The following is a 16,167-nucleotide window of genomic DNA, read 5'->3' as shown; positions in this document are numbered from 1 at the left end:
TGAGAGGTTATTGCCCCGTGCATGGGGAACGCTGATCAAAGAGCGTGCGGTGTTTACGGCATCGACGGTCCAAAACCGCCGAGCGCCAATGCCGTCAGTGGACTCCGGTGTGTTGAATCAGCGTTCCCGGCCTGCTGACGTGGGTTGCCAGGTCCAGTTCAAACCGCAGGTCTGGTTCACTCGTCTCTGGCAACGTATTCAACGTTGGCGCCGGGTGGCCTATGAACGGCGTTTGCTTGCGTCGATGGACCACAGCGCGCTCAAGGACATTGGCCTGAGCCGGGCCGACGCCCTGCGTGAAAGTCAGCGACCGTTCTGGGATGAGCGGCCGGGGGAGTAGGGGGCTCAGGCGTTCAGCAGTTCGGCGCAGGCGCGCAATATTTGCCGGGTGTCGGCTGGGTGCCGGCCCGGGGCACCGGCGCAGTGGCCCCAGTCCGAGTGCAGCACTCGTAGTTCGGCATCAGGCATGCGCCGTGCTTCCCAGGCGGCATCCTCGGCGGTGAAGTAGAGGTCGGTGCTGCACGGCATGATCAGGGTTTTGGCCCGGATGGCGCCCAGGGCGGCGGTGAAGTCGGTGTTGAACTGCGAGTTGGCGCTGATATCGCCACGGCGCCAGGTATCCAGCACGCACAGCAGGTCGTTGGCGTCCTGATCCAGGTGGTCCTGCTCCCAGTAGGCGAGCAGGGCGTCGATGCTGTCGAACCCCAATTGCCGGTACAGCGCATCACGGTAGAAGGCCTGGCTGTAGGCCCAGCCGGCGTAGACCCGGGCGAAGGCCTTGAGGCCGGCGCGGGGCGGGCTCTGGTAGTGACCGTTCTGCCATTGCGGGTCGCAGGTCAGGGCGGCCTCAACGCCATCGAGAAATACCCGGTTGTGTGGCCAGCAGCGAGCAGTGGCACAGATGCTGAGGATTCGACTGACCCGCTCGGGATACAGGCAACCCCATTGCAGCGCCTGCATGCCACCCATCGACCAGCCGAGCACCAGCGCTGGGGCGGCATCGGCAAAGCATGCTTCAATCAGTTGCTTCTGTGCCCGCACGTTGTCGGCCAGGCTGATGGCCGGAAAGTGCGCGGCGTGTTGGGGCGTCGGGCTGTTGCTGGGTGAACTGGACTGGCCGTTGCCGAGCAGGTTGGGAATCAGGATGCAGTAGCGGGCCGGGTCCAGTGGGCTGTGTGCACCAACAAGGGGCAAATTGCCCAGGTGTGTTCCACCATAGTACGTCGGCAGGACGATCAGGTTGTCGCCTGCGGCATTCAGTTCACCCAGTTGCAGGTAGCTAAGTTGGCCATCATACAGGGTCTGGCCACTCTGCAGGGTCAGGTCGCCTAGTCGGTATGTCTGCACAAGTGGCTGATTTTCTTTCATTTTTCATTTATCCCGAAAGCGTATTGAGAGCTGCGGCGGCTGGTCGCGAAGTGTCTGGTCAATACCTATACATGCATGCTGGCATGTATGTTGAATGAAAGATTCGTACCAGGCGCCACGGGTGCGCCGTTCAATCGTTGGAGTCATGTCATGTCCGCATCCACTGAAGCACTCAAGCAATCGTTGCAGACCAAAGGGGTGAAGTACGCGCTGGCTGGTTATGTCGATCTGCATGGTGTGATCAAGGGCAAGTTCGTGCCGTTGGAGCACCTGGGGCGCATGCTCAAGGGCTCCGAGCTGTTCACCGGGGCAGCGCTGGATGGAGTGCCGCAGGACATTAGCGACAACGAGGTGGCGGCGATGCCGGACACCGATACCGTGACTATCTGTCCGTGGAATCCGGAGCTGGCCTGGTTCGCCAGTGATCTGCACCTGGACGGGGCGCCGTTCGAGGCCTGTTCACGCAATATCCTCAAACGTCAGGTGGCGGCGGCTGCCGACATGGGGCTGACCTTCAATCTGGGGATCGAGACCGAGTTCTTCCTGTTTCGTGATACCGAAGATGGTGGCTTCGAGCCGCTCAGCGCCCGCGATACCCTGGCCAAGCCGTGCTACGACCCACGCACCCTGATGGACAACCTGCCGATTGTCGGCGAATTGGTGGAAGCCATGAACGCCATGGGCTGGGATGTCTATTCCTTCGATCACGAGGATGCCAACGGTCAGTTCGAGACCGATTTCACCTACACCAATGCCCTGCACATGGCCGACCGGCTGGTGTTCTTCCGCCTGATGGCCAACGAGATTGCGCGCAAGCACGGTGGCTTTGCCAGCTTCATGCCCAAGCCATCGGCCAACCGGACCGGCAGCGGTGCGCACTACAACATGTCGCTGGCCGACCGCGAGAGCGGGCGCAACCTGTTCGATCCGGCCGCTGGCGAGGATCCCTATGGCTGTGGGGTGACGCAGATGGCTTATCACTTTATCGGTGGGGTCATGAAACATGCCAAGGCCATCAGTGCGGTGATTGCGCCGACGGTCAACAGCTACAAGCGCCTGGTACGCAAGGGGGCGATGTCCGGCTCGACCTGGGCACCGGTATTCGTCTGTTACGGCAACAACAACCGCACCAATATGTTGCGCATTCCGTCGCAGGGTGGCCGGGTCGAATGCCGCGCCGCCGACATTGCCTGCAACCCCTACTTGGGCGCGGCGCTGATTCTGGCGGCGGGCCTGGAAGGCATCCGCGAGGGCATCGATCCGGGCCAGCCACACCGCGAGAACATGTACAACTACAGCGACGCCGAGGTCCGTGAGCTGGGTATCGAGATGCTGCCGCAGACGCTGGGCGAGGCGATTGAGGCGTTTGCCGCCGACCCCCTGTCAAAAGCCGTATTCGGCCCAGCGATGTTCGACAGCTTCGTTACCTTCAAGCGCCGCGAGTGGAGCGAATACCACACCCATGTCTCGGACTGGGAACTGAACCGCTATCTGAAGTTTTTCTGATCACGGCCGCGCCAGGCAAAGCTGGCGCGGCTTTTGCTGTACCGGAGGCAACACCCAAATCCATTCAGGAGTTGAATCATGAAAAAGCCAACCCCCTTTACTCGCCGTGTGAGCCGTTTGGCCAAGGGCGCAGTGTTAGCGTTGGCCGCCTCGACACTGGCGGCCCCGGTAGTCTCGGCCCAGGAGCGCGATAGCTTCAAGCTGGCCTGGAGCATCTATGCCGGCTGGATTCCGTGGCTGTATATCGACGAGTCGGGGATCATGAAGAAATGGGCCGACAAGTACGACATTGAAGTCGAGATCGTGCAGATCAACGATTACATCGAGTCGATCAACCAGTACACCGCAGGTCAGTTTGACGGGGTGGTGGCGACCAGCATGGATGCGCTGTCGATCCCGGCTGCCGGTGGTGTCGATACCACTGCGCTGATCGTTGGTGACTACTCCAATGGCAACGACGGGCTGGTGATGAAGGACAGCACCAATGTTGCCGACCTCAAGGGCCAGCAGGTTAATCTGGTGGAACTGTCGGTGTCGCACTATCTGCTGGCGCGGGCACTGGACAGCGTTGGCCTGCGTGAGCGTGATGTAACCGTGGTCAATACCGGTGATGCTGATATCGTGGCCGCGTTCAATACTTCGGGAGTCCGTAACGTGGTGACCTGGAACCCGCTGCTCGATGATGTGGCCAGCGTACCGGGCGCCAACCGGGTGTTCGATTCGAGCATGATTCCCGGGCATATCAAGGACCTGACCATTGTCAACACGGCTACGCTTGCAGCCAATCCGGCGCTGGGCAAGGCACTGACCGGTGCCTGGTTCGAGCTGATGGCGGTGCTCGGCACCGACAGTGAAGAAGGGCAGAAGGCCCGTGCCTTTTTGGGCGAGGCGTCGGGCACCGATCAGGCAGGCTACGAGGCGCAACTGGCGGGGATGCAGATGTTCTGGCAGGCGGCCGATGCGCTAGCCTTCATTGCCAGCCCGGAGGCGGTCGAGGCGATGGACAGCGTGCGTGAGTTTTCCTTCGACAAGGGCCTGCTTGGCGAGGGGGCTCCCAATGCCGATTTCGTTGGCATCAGCTTCCCCAATGGCGTGACCCTGGGCGATAGCGCTAACATCAGGCTGCGTTTCGACCCCAGCTACATGCAGATGGCGGCCGACGGCGCGCTCTGATATCCATTCACCGTCACCATCGCCCGGTGGTGGCGGTTTATCCGGAACACCCATGCGTCGAACCAAGGAAGAAGCGGAAAAAACCCGCCTGAAAGTCATCGAAGCCGCGCTGACCCTGTTCAGCCGCAACGGCTACTCCAATACCACCCTGGCAATGATTGCCAAGGAAGCCGGCTACAGTCGCGGGCCGATCTACTGGCACTTCAAGAACAAGGATGACCTTTACCAAGCGGTATTGGCCTATTCGCAGGAGCCGCTGGAGGCTTTGGTAGCCGAGGCGGCGGCCAGTCATCAGCAGCCGCTGCAGGCGATCGAAAGGTTCGCCAGTCGTTGGCTGGAGCTGCTGGTCGAGGATGCCTGGTTTCGTCAGTCGTTCGAGATTCTGCTGAACAAGACTGAACTGACTGAGGCGCTTGCGCCCACGCTCAAACGCGAGCGTAAGCTGACCCGGCGCATCATCGATGCGCTCAGCGCGCTGGTGGCCGAGGCCCAGCGTCAGTCATTGCTGCCTGCGGCGCAGAGCCCGGAAAGTCTGGCTTTGCTGATATACACCCAACTGATGGGTGTCACCCAAAGCTGGCTGTTCGCTCCCCGGCTGTTCAGTCTGAAACAGCAGCGGTCGTTCTTCGTTGAGCGTTTGCAAACTCTGCTGTCACTGCCTTGAGGATGAGGCGCTTTTTTGTTTTGTCAGGCTATGGCGCAATGCCTTTATCTGGTCGTATGATTGCCCCACTCGGGCCGGGAGAGGCCGAGTAACGGAACCACCGCCATGAAGGCGGTTATGACAAGTCAGATGGAGATGTCACAATAATGTTCAAGAAAACCCTGCTTTCTGCCGCCGTAATCAGCCTGGCCAGCCTGACTGGCGTTGCCCAGGCCGAACAGGTCAACGGCTACCTGTTTGCCAGTGTCGGTCAGTCCGATGCGGATATTTCCAAAAGCGCCCTCGACAACTATTGGGGGGTTGTACCGGGCGTCAGCTCCTCCCTCGATACCAAGGACACGGCCTTCAAGATCGGTGCCGGTATTCAGTTAAACCCATACGTGGGCGTGGAGTTCCAGTACATTGACCTGGGCGAACTCAGCTACAAAGCCACTGATGGGGTCGCGGTTGCCAGAACGACCGCTGAAACTCAGGGGCTGGGTCTTAACGCCGTAGGTACCCTGCCGCTGGATCGCCTGAGCCTGTTCGGCAAGGTTGGCTATCATCAGCTGCGTACCAAGGCCAAGGACAAGTTCACGGTATTTGGTATCACTGATAGCGACAGCTACTCGGACAAGGAGTGGGTCTGGTCCTGGGGCGTTGGTGCCAGCCTGATGCTGTCCCAAAGCTTCAGCCTGGTGGCCGAGTATGAGCGCTACCGCGATGTGGCCGATACCTACGATGTGGATTTTGTCTCTGCAGGTCTGCGTTACAACTTCTGATCGTCTGCGACGCTCATCGCAAAGGCGGTGCCTCGGCATCGCCTTTGTCGTTGTGAAACGGCAACAGACCCTAGCTTACAGACTTTCCAGGTGAGCAATCATCCGCTGGCGCATGTCGGCATCCGGTAGTGCGCCGAGCGCCGCGCCCATATTGTCGATCATGTGATGCGGGCGGCTGGTGGCTGGGGTAGCGCAGGTCACCGCCGGATGGGCGAGCACGAACTTGAGGAAGAACTGGGCCCAGGAGTGGGCGTTGAACTCGCCTGCCCAGCCCGGCACTTCATGGCCGCGGACCCGGTCCCACAGGCGGGTCCGTCCGAACGGTGCATAGACCAGTACGGCAATGCCTTTCTCCTGGGCCAGCGGCAAAATCCGTTGTTCCATGGTCAGGTTGTCGATGGCGTAATCAATGCCGATAAAATCCAGCGGCTCGCGTTGCATTACCTGCTCCAGATATTCGTACTGCTGAGCGAAGGTGGTGGTGACGCCGATATGCCGTACCCGACCCTGTTCACGCAAATCCTTGAGCAGTCCCAGTTGCGTTGGCACATCCCCCAGGTTGTGGACCTGAATCAGGTCGATCACCGGTTTGTCGATCCGGGCGAACGAGGCATCCAGTTGCGCCTGGGCCGCCTGCGGGTCGGCCTGGCCGGCGCCGCGTCCGGCCACATTCAGCTTGGTGGCCCAGAACAGCCGTTCGGCAATGCCCTCCTGGTTGGCGATACGTCCGGCTACCTGCTCGGAGGCGCCATAGCTGGGAGCGGTATCGAACACGCTGCCGCCGTGTTCCAGCATGGCCTGCAGTACTGCACGCAGAGCCTCGACATCATCGCTGCCGGCCACCCGGGAGAAGGTTGCCGAACTGCCCAGCCCCACTGCCGGCAGAGTCTGACCTGAAGACGGTACCTGACGGGTGAGCAGCGGCAGGGCCTGATCACTGGCCCATAGCAGGCTTGGCTTGAGACTCAGGGCGGCGCCGCTGAGCAGCGCCAGTTTCAAATAGTCACGACGGGAGATCATGGCGGGTTCCTCCAGGTTCTGGTGTGAAAGTCGGGGTGTCGGCCTGACGCTGTTGGGCGCGACCGAGCCATAGGCCCAGTGCTGCCCAGACCAGTGCCAACGGCACGGCGACACTGGCGACGGCCGCCAGTCCCATGCCCAGGCGCCCCAGTAAACCTTCGGTCTGGGCGCCGACCACATCGCCGGCACGGTAGATGAAGGTATCGATAAAGGCTTTGGCTTTGTACTTGTCCTCACGGCTGACCACGGTAAACAGGGTTTCCCGGGCCGGACGCATCAGAGCGCGTTGGACCGCGCGGAAACAGGCTTCGAACACAATCAGTGCCGCCAGCGAGCCGACCAGCGCCAGGCCGATGAAACCCAGCGCGGCGGTCAGCGGTAGCAGGGCCAGGGTGATGTGCACGCCAATGCGTTTCATCAGATGACCAGCCACCAGTACCTGCAATACCAGCGTGGTCAGTTGGGTGATCAGATCGATACGGGCGAACAGCGCGGTGCGCAGGTCCAGCCCCTCGCCTTGTGCGGCGACCATCTGCAGCCGGGTGAAATAGATGAAGGTGGCCATGATCGCCAGAATCACCACGTAGCTGGCGATCCCCAGCAGGTAGCGTGAACTCAACAGTGCACGCAGACCTTCCCAGGCGCTGCCACCGATACGCTCGGGTTCGGCTGCCGGTGGCTGGCCGGGTGGGCGCTCTGGTTGCAGGCGGGCGATGCCCCAGGCGGCGGCCAGGGCCAGCAGCAGAAAACCGCAGGACACCAGCAACAGTTGCGCAGTGCCCAGCGGCTCAGCCAGGCGAGTAGCCAGCCAGGGCCCGAAAATCGCCCCGCAGGTGCCGCCAACCGCGATCAGACCGAAGAACCGTTTGCTCTGTTCGAGACTGAAACGGTCGGCCATTAAGGCCCAGAACACCATGGTGGTGAACAGGTTGAAGACACTGAACCAGACATAAAACACCTGGCCGGTAGTGATGCCGATCACCTGCGGCGAGAGCCGTAATATGGCATGGAACAACAGCAGGCTGACGATGAAGAACAGGTAGGTCAGGGTGATGAACGTCAGTCGGCGCAGGCGGCTGACCAGCAGACCGAACAGTGGATTGACCAGCAGGGTGATCAGCGCGGTACCGATGAACAGCCAGCGCACCGCATCGATCCCGCCCTGCATGCCCAAAGCCTCACGCGCCGGGCGCAGGACCATCAGTGCGGTCAGCACGCAGAAGAAGAAAGCCATCGCCAGACTAACCGGCAGCAGCTCTTCACGGCGCAGATTGAACAGGCGTTGCAATGCCTCGCTCATTGGGCCTCCCAGACGGCAATCTTTTTCAGGGTAGCCCTGGTCGGGTGCCATTGCTTTGAGAGGTATGTGGAAATGTGTCGCCGCTTTGGGTCACCACAGCGTTCCCCTTGGTGTCATGGCGAGTCGCGTAGCGACGCGGCCATCCAGAGGGCGTGTGGATCACCACGGCGCTTTGCGCCTCGTGATGACGGGAGGGAGAGTGAAGGGGTGGTGAGGGGGGAGTCGAGGGCGGGGGTGTTCCCCTTGGTGTCATGGCGAGTCGCGTAGCGACGCGGCCATCCAGAGGGCGTATGGATCACCACGGCGCTTTGCGCCTGGTGATGACGGCGGTGAGGGTGATGGGGTAGTGAGAGCGGGTAGTCGAGGGCGGTGGTGCCACCCTCGGGGTCATGGCGAGGAGCGTAGCGACGTGGCCATCCAGAAGTATTGCTGGATCACCACGAAGCCAGGCTCCTGCGCCGGTGGTTTAGCGTACCGGTTCGACAATCGGGAAGTTGCCGGATGGCTCGTCGAGCATTTGCAGCAGGGCGAAGAACGCCTTGGGCTCGCCTTCAACCTTGATCTGGCCACCTTGCACCGCCTCGGGGAAGGTGGTGCGGCGCAGCAGGATCTGGTCCAACGTCTCGCGGGTCATGCTGACACTGGCATGGGCCTGCTCAGCCAGCGCACCTGAACGGTAGGTGAGGGTGGCGTTCTGTAGGTTGAGCCGGTAGTGCTCGTCCAGGTCGGTCAGTGACCAGTTGATCACCAGATGCTTGCCGTCGGCTTTCTCCGGGTTCAGGCGCACCGCCAGCAAATCGAAGAACATGCCAGCCTCCAGCGCCTGCAACAGATCAGGATCGAGTCCGCTTCCGCGTCGTGCCTCACCGACACCGTTGCGCAGCTCCTGTGCGCCCATCAGATAGGCACCGCGCCAGGTACCGGCCTCAGCCTGATAACCCAGTTGTTCCAGCGCATCTGCCCCCAGTTCGCGAGCGGCGCGGTTGTCCGGGTCGGCAAATACGGCCTGGCTCATAACCCAGGCGACCCAGCGGTACTCGCCGTTGGCAAAGTCCTGGCGAGCCTGCTCGAGCACCTTGTCAGCACCACCCATGTACTCGATGGTCTTGGCGGCGTTCTGGCGTGGCGGCAGCGGGTCGAGGTTGGCCGGGTTAGCGTCATACCAGCCCATGTAGCGTTGGTAAACGCCCCGGGCGTTGTGCTTGAGGGTGCCGTAGTAACCGCGGGCGTACCACTCCTGATCGAGGCTGGCCGGCAGCTTGATATTTTCGGCGATGTCACCGGGCAACTGGCCTTTGTTCATCATCCGCACGGTCTGGTCATGGATGAACTTGTACAGGTCGCGCTGCACGGCGAGGAAGTGCTGAGCCCGCTCGCGCTCCCAGATCGGCCAGTGGTGCTGGGCAATCAAGATGTCGGCACGGTCACCAAAACGCTCCAGAGCTCTGTCGATATAGTGCGACCAGGCGCTGGCATCGCGGATCGCGGCGCCGCGGATGGTGTAGATATTGTGCAGGTGCTGGCTGGTGATTTCAGCGGTGTTGAGCACCTTGAACTGCGGGAAGTACATCATCATTTCCGCTTCGGCTTCAGTGCCGTGGGCCATCTGGAATTCGATCTCGATGCCGTCGATGGTCAGGGTCGCATCATCCGGCACGGTATTGGTCGGAGCGATCAGCGACAGCGGGCCGCTGGCCAGCGCCTTGCCCAGGCCGGTATCGACGTGCCCACGCTCGCCAGCCGGCAGCCCGGCGCCGAACTGGTAAGTGGCGCGCCGGGCCATGGCATTGCCGGCAATTACGTTTTCCGAAACGGCATGCTCCATAAAGCCATAGGGGGCGTACACCTTGACCTTGCCGGCGCGAACGTCAGCCTCGTCGATCACACCCTTGACCCCGCCAAAGTGGTCGGCGTGGTTGTGAGTGTAGAGTACGGCTACAACCGGCTTCTGCGGCCGGTGCTGGTAGTACAGCTCAAGACCGGCCTTGGCGGTGGCTGGGGTCAGCAGCGGATCGATGATGATCAGCCCTGTCTCGCCCTCGATGATGGTCATGTTGGCCAGGTCCATGCCGCGAATCTGGTACATGCCTTCAACCACTTCGAACAGACCGTGAATGGCATTCAACCGGGCCTGGCGCCAGAGGCTGGGGTTGACCGTGGCTGGGGCCTGTTCCTTGTCGAGGAAGGCATAGGCGGCCATGTTCCAGGCAGTACGGCCACTGCCATCGACCACCAGACCATCCGGTAGCGCGGCAATGAAGCCCCGTCGGGCGTCGTCAAAGGCCCGGGTGTCGGCAAACGGCAGTTGCTCAAGCACGGCGCTGTTGGCAGTGGCGGTGGTCGGTTCGGCTGGTTTCGGCGCGGCCAGGCTGGCACCGCTCAGGGCCAGCCCGAGCAGGCCCAGGCCCAGTTGGCGGGGCAGGGAGTTGGACATTGTTGTTCTCCGTTGAGGGGGTGTCAGATCTACTATAGGTGTATAGCTGAATAGGTCTAATGCATTCATGTTGCTGATTTAATGCGTTTTTGGTATTTCGCAAGGGTGTCTGTCTTTAAACTGACTTGAATGCGCGTTAGGCTGACGGATCTTGAGAGATGATGGGGTATTTTTACTCGAAGCGTGGCGACCTTTACTCTATAATCGCGCGCTTTCTCGAAAAACCGGGGGTACCCGGAGCCTGGAACCGCAGGAGGTAACACCGAATTGATCCAGACGCCCTACTACCTGATCGACAAGAGCAAGCTCAAGCGCAACATGGACATCATCCAGTACGTGCGCGAGCAGTCCGGAGCCAAGGCCCTGCTGGCCCTAAAGTGCTTCGCCACCTGGTCGGTATTCGACCTGATGAGCCAGTACATGGACGGCACCACCTCTTCCTCGCTCAACGAGGTCAAGCTGGGCAAGCTCAAATTCGGTGGTGAAACCCACGCCTACAGCGTCGCCTATGCCGATCATGAGATCGAAGAGGTGCTGGCGCATTCGGACAAGATCATCTTCAACTCGATCGGTCAGCTCGAACGCTTCGAGCAGGCTTCGGCCAGCCATGTGCGCGGCCTGCGCCTGAACCCCGGGGTTTCCAGTTCCGAATTCATCATCGCCGACCCGTCGCGGCCGTTCAGCCGCCTGGGCGAGTGGGATGCTGACAAGGTGCTGAAGGTGATCGACAAGATCTCCGGCTTCATGATCCACAACAACTGCGAGAACAGTGACTTTGCCCTGTTCGACCAGATGCTCAATCAGATCGAAGAGCGTTTCGGCGCGCTGCTGGAGCAAGTCGAGTGGGTTAGTCTGGGGGGCGGCATCCACTTTACCGGTGAGGGTTACCCGGTCGATGCCTTCTGTGCCCGACTCAAGGCGTTTTCCCAGCGTTACGGCGTGCAGGTCTATCTGGAGCCCGGCGAGGCTGCTATCACCCAGAGCACCTCGCTGGAAGTCACGGTGCTCGATACCCTGTTCAATGGCAAGCAACTGGCGATCGTCGACAGCTCGATCGAAGCGCACATGCTTGACCTGCTGATCTATCGTCAACCGGCGAAGATGGAGCCCTGCGATGGCCCGTACCCGTACATGGTGTGCGGCAAGTCGTGCCTGGCCGGAGACATCTTCGGTGAGTTCAATTTTGATCGTGAACTGAAGGTCGGTGACCGCTTGTCGTTTATCGACGCTGCTGGCTACACCATGGTCAAGAAGAACTGGTTCAACGGCGTGCAAATGCCGGCGATTGCGGTGCGCCAACTGGATGGCAGCATCGAACTGGTCAGGGAATTCGGTTTCGAAGACTTTGTCAGCAGCCTCTCCTGAGGCTATCCCACTACTCGCTCCCAGCCCGTCCAAGGAGGCGTTTCGAGGAAGAGAAATGAAGAAAAACGTTCTGATTATTGGTGCCGGTGGTGTGGCCCAGGTGGTCGCACACAAGTGCGCCCAGCACAACGATGTGCTGGGCAATATCCATATCGCTTCGCGCACGCTGGAGAAATGCCAGCAGATCGTCGACAGCGTTAGGGAAAAGGGCAGCCTCAAGGTTGCCGGTGAATTGCAAGCCCATGCTCTGGATGCGCTCGATGTCGAGGCCACCAAGGCGTTGATTGACAAGACACAGTCGCAACTGGTGATCAATGTCGGATCGGCTTTCATCAATATGTCGGTACTTCAGGCCTGCATCGAAACCGGTGCCGCCTACCTCGATACCGCCATTCACGAAGAGCCGGACAAGATCTGTGAAAACCCGCCGTGGTACGCCAACTACGAATGGAAGCGCAAGGCGATCTGCGAAGAGAAGGGCATCACCGCGATTCTCGGCGTCGGCTTCGACCCGGGTGTGGTCAATGCCTATGCGGCGCTGGCGGTCAACGAGTACTTCGACAGTGTCGATGAGATCGATATCATCGATATCAACGCCGGTAGCCACGGCAAGTACTTCGCCACCAACTTCGACCCGGAAATCAACTTCCGCGAGTTTACCGGGCGGGTCTGGTCCTGGCAGAACAGCCAGTGGACTCAGAACAGCATGTTCGAGATCAAGCGTACCGACGACCTGCCGGTGGTTGGCTCGCAGACCAGTTACATGACCGGGCATGACGAACTGCACTCACTGTCGCAGAATCTGAATGTGCCCAACATCCGGTTCTGGATGGGCTTTGGCGAGCACTATATCAATGTGTTCACCGTGCTGAAGAACCTCGGACTGTTGTCCGAACAGCCGGTCAAGACCGCCGAAGGGCTGGAAGTGGTGCCGCTCAAGGTGGTCAAGGCCGTATTGCCTGATCCGTCTTCACTGGCACCGAACTACAGCGGCAAGACCTGCATTGGCGACGTGGTCAAGGGCAAGAAGGACGGGGTGGATAAGGAAGTGTTCATCTACAATGTTGCCGATCATGCCGAGGCCTACCAGGAAGTCGGTAGTCAGGGTATCTCCTACACCGCCGGTGTGCCGCCAGTCGCTGCGGCGATCCTGATTGCCAATGGCAGCTGGGATGTGCAGAAGATGGTCAACGTTGAAGAACTCGATCCCAAGCCGTTTATCAACCTGCTCAATGAGATGGGTCTGCCGACCCGGATTAAGGACGAGCAGGGTGACCGGGCTCTGAGTTTCTGAAACGCTACTTCATCAGCCACTCAAGCGCTTTGGCTTGAGTGGCTGATGCCCCTGCTAGCGCCCCCAGGGCGCCGGCAAGATCTCCAGCAAGGTGCCATCGGCATCCTTGGCATAGGCCACCTGCTCATCGTCGCGGGTGTCGTCGGAGTTCGGGGTCTGAACCACCCGCTCTCCCGCCTGTTCGATTCCGCTGATCAGTCCATCCGGCGACATGCTGCGCCATTCCAGCTTAACCGGGTTGTCGGTGTAGTTGCGTGGGACTGCGTTGGTCCAGTGCATCAGTACCAATGCCGAGCCGCCCTGACCTTGCAGAATGTATTCGTCATACTGGCCGGGAATCGGCAGGAACAGCACCTGACGCAGACCCAGGGTGTCGACGTAGAAGTCGCGGGCCGCCTGCAGATCGCTGACCCCGATGCCGAAGGCACCGAAGTAACTCTGTACCGCTGCCGGGCTACCGACGAGCTCGATCAGGTTGTTGTCCGGGTCGCGACCAAAGCCAACCACCACATTCAGGCCGGGCTGGAAGCTTGGCGGCAGCGTCACCAGGCCGCCAGCGGCGATCAGGTCCAGCGCCGTCTGCTCGGGGTCACTGACATAGAACACCAGCTTGCCGGGGTTACGCCGCATGTTGCGCGGCTCGCCATCGGTGAACTGCATCAGTACCAGTTGCGAGCCCCGTGCGTCGGCTGACTCCAGTACTACTTCGTCGCGGTCGGTGCGGCTGCGACGAGTGACTTCATGCATGCCCAGGCCTTCAGTGTAAAAGCGCAGGGCGGCATCAAGGTCGTCGGTGCCGATGCCGGCGCCGCCCAGATAACCACGGATGCCTTGGCGCAGTTCCAGCAAGTTGCCGTCGGCATCGCTGCTGTAGCCCACCAGTTGGTTCTCAAGGCCGGGTTCGGCACTGGGCGCGGGGGTGCGTTCGATGGCCATGCCGCTGCGCTCCAGTGCGCCAGCCAGAGCCTGCGGGTCGGATGAGGCGAATTCCAGCTTGATCGGGTTGTCGCTGTAGTTGCGCACGCTGTCGTTGGTCCAGTGCATCAGCACCAGGGCCGAGCCGCCGGGCACCGGAGACTGAAGGATGTATTCATCGTATTGACCGGGAATTTCCAGAAACAGACTCTGCTCCAGTCCCAGCACCTCGGTGTAGAAATCCCGCGCCGCTTCCAGATCGCTGACGCCAAGGCCAAAGGCGCCAAAATAGGAGTGATTGGCGCTGTCGTCACCGACAATTTCGATCAGGTTGTTGTCCTGATCCCGGCCGAAGCCGACCAGCACACCGCCAAAGGCGGCTTGCGGCATCGGCGGCAGGGTAATGCGCCCGCCAGCCGCGTTGAACTGTGCCGCGAAGGTGTTGGGGTCGCGGGCGTAGAACACCAGCTTGCCCGGATTTTGCTGGACGTTGCGGCCAATGCCGTCGGTAAAACTCATCAGAGCTACCAGCGAGCCCCGGCCATCGGCCGACTCAAGGATGACCTCGTGGCGGTTGTCGCGTTGCAGGCGCTTGAGTTCGCGCATGCCCAGGCCCTGGGTATAGAGTTTGACTGCGGCGTCCAGATCGCTGACGCCAATACCGATGGCGCTCAGATAGTTGACCGTAGGTATTGGGTCATTGTTCGGTGGAGGGGTAGGGCTGGGGGCGCGACTGCTGCTGCCACCCCCACTCAGGCAGGCGCTGAGCAGCAGCACTGCGGGCAGCAGGAAGGTCAGGTGTTTGCCGGTATGACGCATGGTGATGTCCTGTTATTTTTATGAATGAACGTTCGTTCATGGTGCTGAGAGTAAGGCAGCTCCTGCGTTTTGTCGAGAATGTTCTGCACAGAGGGGGCAGGCGACGTAGTCGGCGGGCTTGGGGTATCATCGTTTGGTTGCCAACTCGGCATGCAGCATAAGGCAAGCATTGATGAATTCCCCGCAGTTGATTGTCCCTCTGTCCCAGCGCCTGGCTGGGGTAGCCGATATCGAGTGTGTGACCCCCGATCTGAATGGCATCCCGCGGGGCAAGGTAATGACCGTTGAGGGCTTTCTGGCCGGGCGTCGGCTGCAACTGGCCCGGGGCGTGCTGCTGCAGGCGGTGATGGGCGGCTACCCGGAACCGGAGTTCTATGGTCACGACGATGGTGACCTGGTATTGCAGGCCCTGCCCGAGCAGGTGCATGTGCTGCCTTGGGCTGAGGTGCCGCGCGCGCTGGCGGTCTGTGAGGCAGTGGAGCTGGACGGCCGGCCCTCAGGGCTGTCGACCCGGGCGCTGCTGGCACGAGTGCTTAAGCGCTATGCCGAGCGAGGCTGGCAACCGGTGGTAGCCACCGAGCTGGAGTTCTTTCTGTTCGAGCGCCAGGCCGACGAGTACCAGCCATTCCGGGCCCCGGTTGGTCTGGATGGCCGGCGTGAGCCGGGTATTTCGGCCTTCAGCGTCAGCTCGGCCAACGGTCTGCGGCCGTTCTTCGAGGAACTCAAGGCCGGCATGGCCGCGCTCGGCATCCCGCGCGATACCTTCATGAACGAGATGGGTATCAGCCAGTTCGAGATCAATTTCGTGCATGGCGATGCGCTGCTGCTGGCCGACCAGACCTTCCTGTTCAAGCATCTGCTGCATGAGGTAGCGCTCAAGCATGGTCTGATTGCCGTCTGCATGGCCAAGCCGTTGCCGCGTGTGCCGGGCTGTTCGATGCATGTGCATCAGAGTGTGGTGGATCAGACCGGGCGCAATATCTTTACCGATCTTGGCAATGCCGGGCCCACAGCCCAGTTTGAGCATTACCTGGGCGGGTTGCAGACCTGCCTCGGTGAGCTGACTCTGCTGATGGCGCCGCACATCAACTCCTATCAGCGGTTCTGCAACACCTACGCCTCACCCAACAACCTGTGCTGGTCGAGTGACAACCGCATGGCCGGACTGCGGATTCCGGCCAGTGAGCCAGCGGCGCGGCGGGTTGAGAATCGCCTGCCGGGCGGTGACGCCAATCCCTATCTGGCGATTGCCGTGAGCCTGGCCGCTGGCCTGCACGGGATTGACCAGCAGCTTACGCCCAGTGCGGCGGTGCAGGGGGTGTTTCAGGCCCCGGACGCGCTGACCCTGCCCGATACCCTGCCTGAGGCCATGCATCGGCTTGAGCGCAGCCAACTGGCGCGGCAGTTGTTCGGTGACGAGTTCATCGACGGTTACCTGGCCACCAAGCGTCTGGAGCTGGCCAGTTTCATGGACGAAATCACGCCCTGGGAGCGGCGCTATCTGGGCAGTCAGGTATAGCACCACTGTGCTTGGTTGAGCCCAGGGCC

Annotated in this window: 13 protein-coding genes; 8 read left to right on the top strand and 5 right to left on the bottom strand. The window is 60.9% G+C overall.

Features of this window, described 5'->3' with window-relative positions:
* The first annotated feature begins 88 nt into the window (after window positions 1-88).
* Complete coding sequence (locus C2846_RS15650) at window positions 89-340, top strand: DUF1127 domain-containing protein (protein WP_165443845.1); 252 nt, start codon at window positions 89-91, stop codon at window positions 338-340.
* Between the two features lie 5 nt (window positions 341-345).
* Here C2846_RS15650 and C2846_RS15645 read toward each other — a convergent pair whose 3' ends face one another.
* On the bottom strand, window positions 346-1,368 hold the full coding sequence (locus C2846_RS15645) for an alpha/beta fold hydrolase (protein ID WP_119701916.1): 1,023 nt from the start codon (window positions 1,366-1,368) through the stop codon (window positions 346-348).
* A 150-nt stretch (window positions 1,369-1,518) separates the two neighbouring features.
* Between C2846_RS15645 and glnT the strand changes: the two genes are divergently transcribed.
* From glnT to C2846_RS15625, 4 genes are all read left to right on the top strand, one after another.
* Window positions 1,519-2,874 (top strand): type III glutamate--ammonia ligase, encoded by a 1,356-nt coding sequence (gene glnT / locus C2846_RS15640; protein ID WP_119701915.1) that lies wholly within the window; start codon window positions 1,519-1,521, stop codon window positions 2,872-2,874.
* Window positions 2,875-2,952: 78 nt separating this feature from the next.
* Window positions 2,953-4,047 carry a putative urea ABC transporter substrate-binding protein gene (locus C2846_RS15635; RefSeq protein WP_119701914.1) on the top strand — a complete coding sequence of 365 codons (1,095 nt, stop codon included), beginning with the start codon at window positions 2,953-2,955 and terminating at the stop codon, window positions 4,045-4,047.
* Window positions 4,048-4,099: 52 nt separating this feature from the next.
* A complete protein-coding gene (locus C2846_RS15630; protein WP_119701913.1) occupies window positions 4,100-4,711 on the top strand; it encodes a TetR family transcriptional regulator in 612 nt (203 codons plus the stop codon).
* A gap of 146 nt (window positions 4,712-4,857) precedes the next feature.
* Window positions 4,858-5,472: a porin family protein gene (locus C2846_RS15625; RefSeq protein ID WP_119701912.1), complete on the top strand. Its 615-nt coding sequence runs from the start codon at window positions 4,858-4,860 to the stop codon at window positions 5,470-5,472.
* Window positions 5,473-5,547: 75 nt separating this feature from the next.
* On the opposite strand, the gene C2846_RS15620 is transcribed toward C2846_RS15625, so the two are convergent.
* The 3 genes from C2846_RS15620 to C2846_RS15610 all read right to left on the bottom strand — a co-directional run bounded on the left by C2846_RS15620 (window position 5,548) and on the right by C2846_RS15610 (window position 10,226).
* Window positions 5,548-6,492: an aldo/keto reductase gene (locus C2846_RS15620; RefSeq protein WP_119701911.1), complete on the bottom strand. Its 945-nt coding sequence runs from the start codon at window positions 6,490-6,492 to the stop codon at window positions 5,548-5,550.
* Complete coding sequence (locus C2846_RS15615) at window positions 6,476-7,792, bottom strand: NTP/NDP exchange transporter (RefSeq protein WP_119701910.1); 1,317 nt, start codon at window positions 7,790-7,792, stop codon at window positions 6,476-6,478. The genes C2846_RS15620 and C2846_RS15615 overlap by 17 nt, the downstream gene beginning before the upstream one ends.
* Before the next feature lie 466 nt (window positions 7,793-8,258).
* Window positions 8,259-10,226, bottom strand: a complete 1,968-nt coding sequence (locus C2846_RS15610; protein ID WP_080048573.1) for an alkyl/aryl-sulfatase — start codon at window positions 10,224-10,226, stop codon at window positions 8,259-8,261.
* Window positions 10,227-10,493: 267 nt separating this feature from the next.
* Here C2846_RS15610 and nspC point away from each other — a divergent pair, with 267 nt between their 5' ends.
* Both nspC and C2846_RS15600 read left to right on the top strand, forming a co-directional pair.
* Window positions 10,494-11,591, top strand: coding sequence for a carboxynorspermidine decarboxylase (gene nspC / locus C2846_RS15605; protein WP_080048572.1), 1,098 nt, complete (start codon window positions 10,494-10,496; stop codon window positions 11,589-11,591).
* A gap of 55 nt (window positions 11,592-11,646) precedes the next feature.
* Entirely contained in the window at window positions 11,647-12,885 is a 1,239-nt protein-coding gene (locus tag C2846_RS15600) for a saccharopine dehydrogenase family protein (RefSeq protein ID WP_080048571.1), read from the top strand.
* Between the two features lie 54 nt (window positions 12,886-12,939).
* Here C2846_RS15600 and C2846_RS15595 read toward each other — a convergent pair whose 3' ends face one another.
* Window positions 12,940-14,619 carry a VOC family protein gene (locus tag C2846_RS15595; RefSeq protein ID WP_119701909.1) on the bottom strand — a complete coding sequence of 560 codons (1,680 nt, stop codon included), beginning with the start codon at window positions 14,617-14,619 and terminating at the stop codon, window positions 12,940-12,942.
* 172 nt (window positions 14,620-14,791) lie between these two features.
* On the opposite strand from C2846_RS15595, the gene C2846_RS15590 reads away from it, so the two are divergent.
* On the top strand, window positions 14,792-16,138 hold the full coding sequence (locus C2846_RS15590) for a glutamine synthetase family protein (protein ID WP_080048569.1): 1,347 nt from the start codon (window positions 14,792-14,794) through the stop codon (window positions 16,136-16,138).
* Window positions 16,139-16,167: the final 29 nt, after the last annotated feature.

Source organism: Pseudomonas jilinensis (assembly GCF_003586265.1).
GTDB lineage: Bacteria > Pseudomonadota > Gammaproteobacteria > Pseudomonadales > Pseudomonadaceae > Halopseudomonas > Halopseudomonas phragmitis.
The sequence above is the reverse complement of the archived record's forward strand: the minus strand, read 5'-3'. Positions and strand labels throughout refer to the sequence as shown.

Excerpts from the sequence above, each read along its gene's own strand:
- C2846_RS15650 (WP_165443845.1), top strand. The coding sequence starts at position 89 with ATGCCGTCAGTGGACTCCGGTGTGTTGAATCAGCGTTCCCGGCCTGCT.
- C2846_RS15645 (WP_119701916.1), bottom strand. The coding sequence starts at position 1,368 with ATGAAAGAAAATCAGCCACTTGTGCAGACATACCGACTAGGCGACCTG.
- glnT (WP_119701915.1), top strand. The coding sequence starts at position 1,519 with ATGTCCGCATCCACTGAAGCACTCAAGCAATCGTTGCAGACCAAAGGG.
- C2846_RS15635 (WP_119701914.1), top strand. The coding sequence starts at position 2,953 with ATGAAAAAGCCAACCCCCTTTACTCGCCGTGTGAGCCGTTTGGCCAAG.
- C2846_RS15630 (WP_119701913.1), top strand. The coding sequence starts at position 4,100 with ATGCGTCGAACCAAGGAAGAAGCGGAAAAAACCCGCCTGAAAGTCATC.
- C2846_RS15625 (WP_119701912.1), top strand. The coding sequence starts at position 4,858 with ATGTTCAAGAAAACCCTGCTTTCTGCCGCCGTAATCAGCCTGGCCAGC.
- C2846_RS15620 (WP_119701911.1), bottom strand. The coding sequence starts at position 6,492 with ATGATCTCCCGTCGTGACTATTTGAAACTGGCGCTGCTCAGCGGCGCC.
- C2846_RS15615 (WP_119701910.1), bottom strand. The coding sequence starts at position 7,792 with ATGAGCGAGGCATTGCAACGCCTGTTCAATCTGCGCCGTGAAGAGCTG.
- C2846_RS15610 (WP_080048573.1), bottom strand. The coding sequence starts at position 10,226 with ATGTCCAACTCCCTGCCCCGCCAACTGGGCCTGGGCCTGCTCGGGCTG.
- C2846_RS15600 (WP_080048571.1), top strand. The coding sequence starts at position 11,647 with ATGAAGAAAAACGTTCTGATTATTGGTGCCGGTGGTGTGGCCCAGGTG.
- C2846_RS15595 (WP_119701909.1), bottom strand. The coding sequence starts at position 14,619 with ATGCGTCATACCGGCAAACACCTGACCTTCCTGCTGCCCGCAGTGCTG.
- C2846_RS15590 (WP_080048569.1), top strand. The coding sequence starts at position 14,792 with ATGAATTCCCCGCAGTTGATTGTCCCTCTGTCCCAGCGCCTGGCTGGG.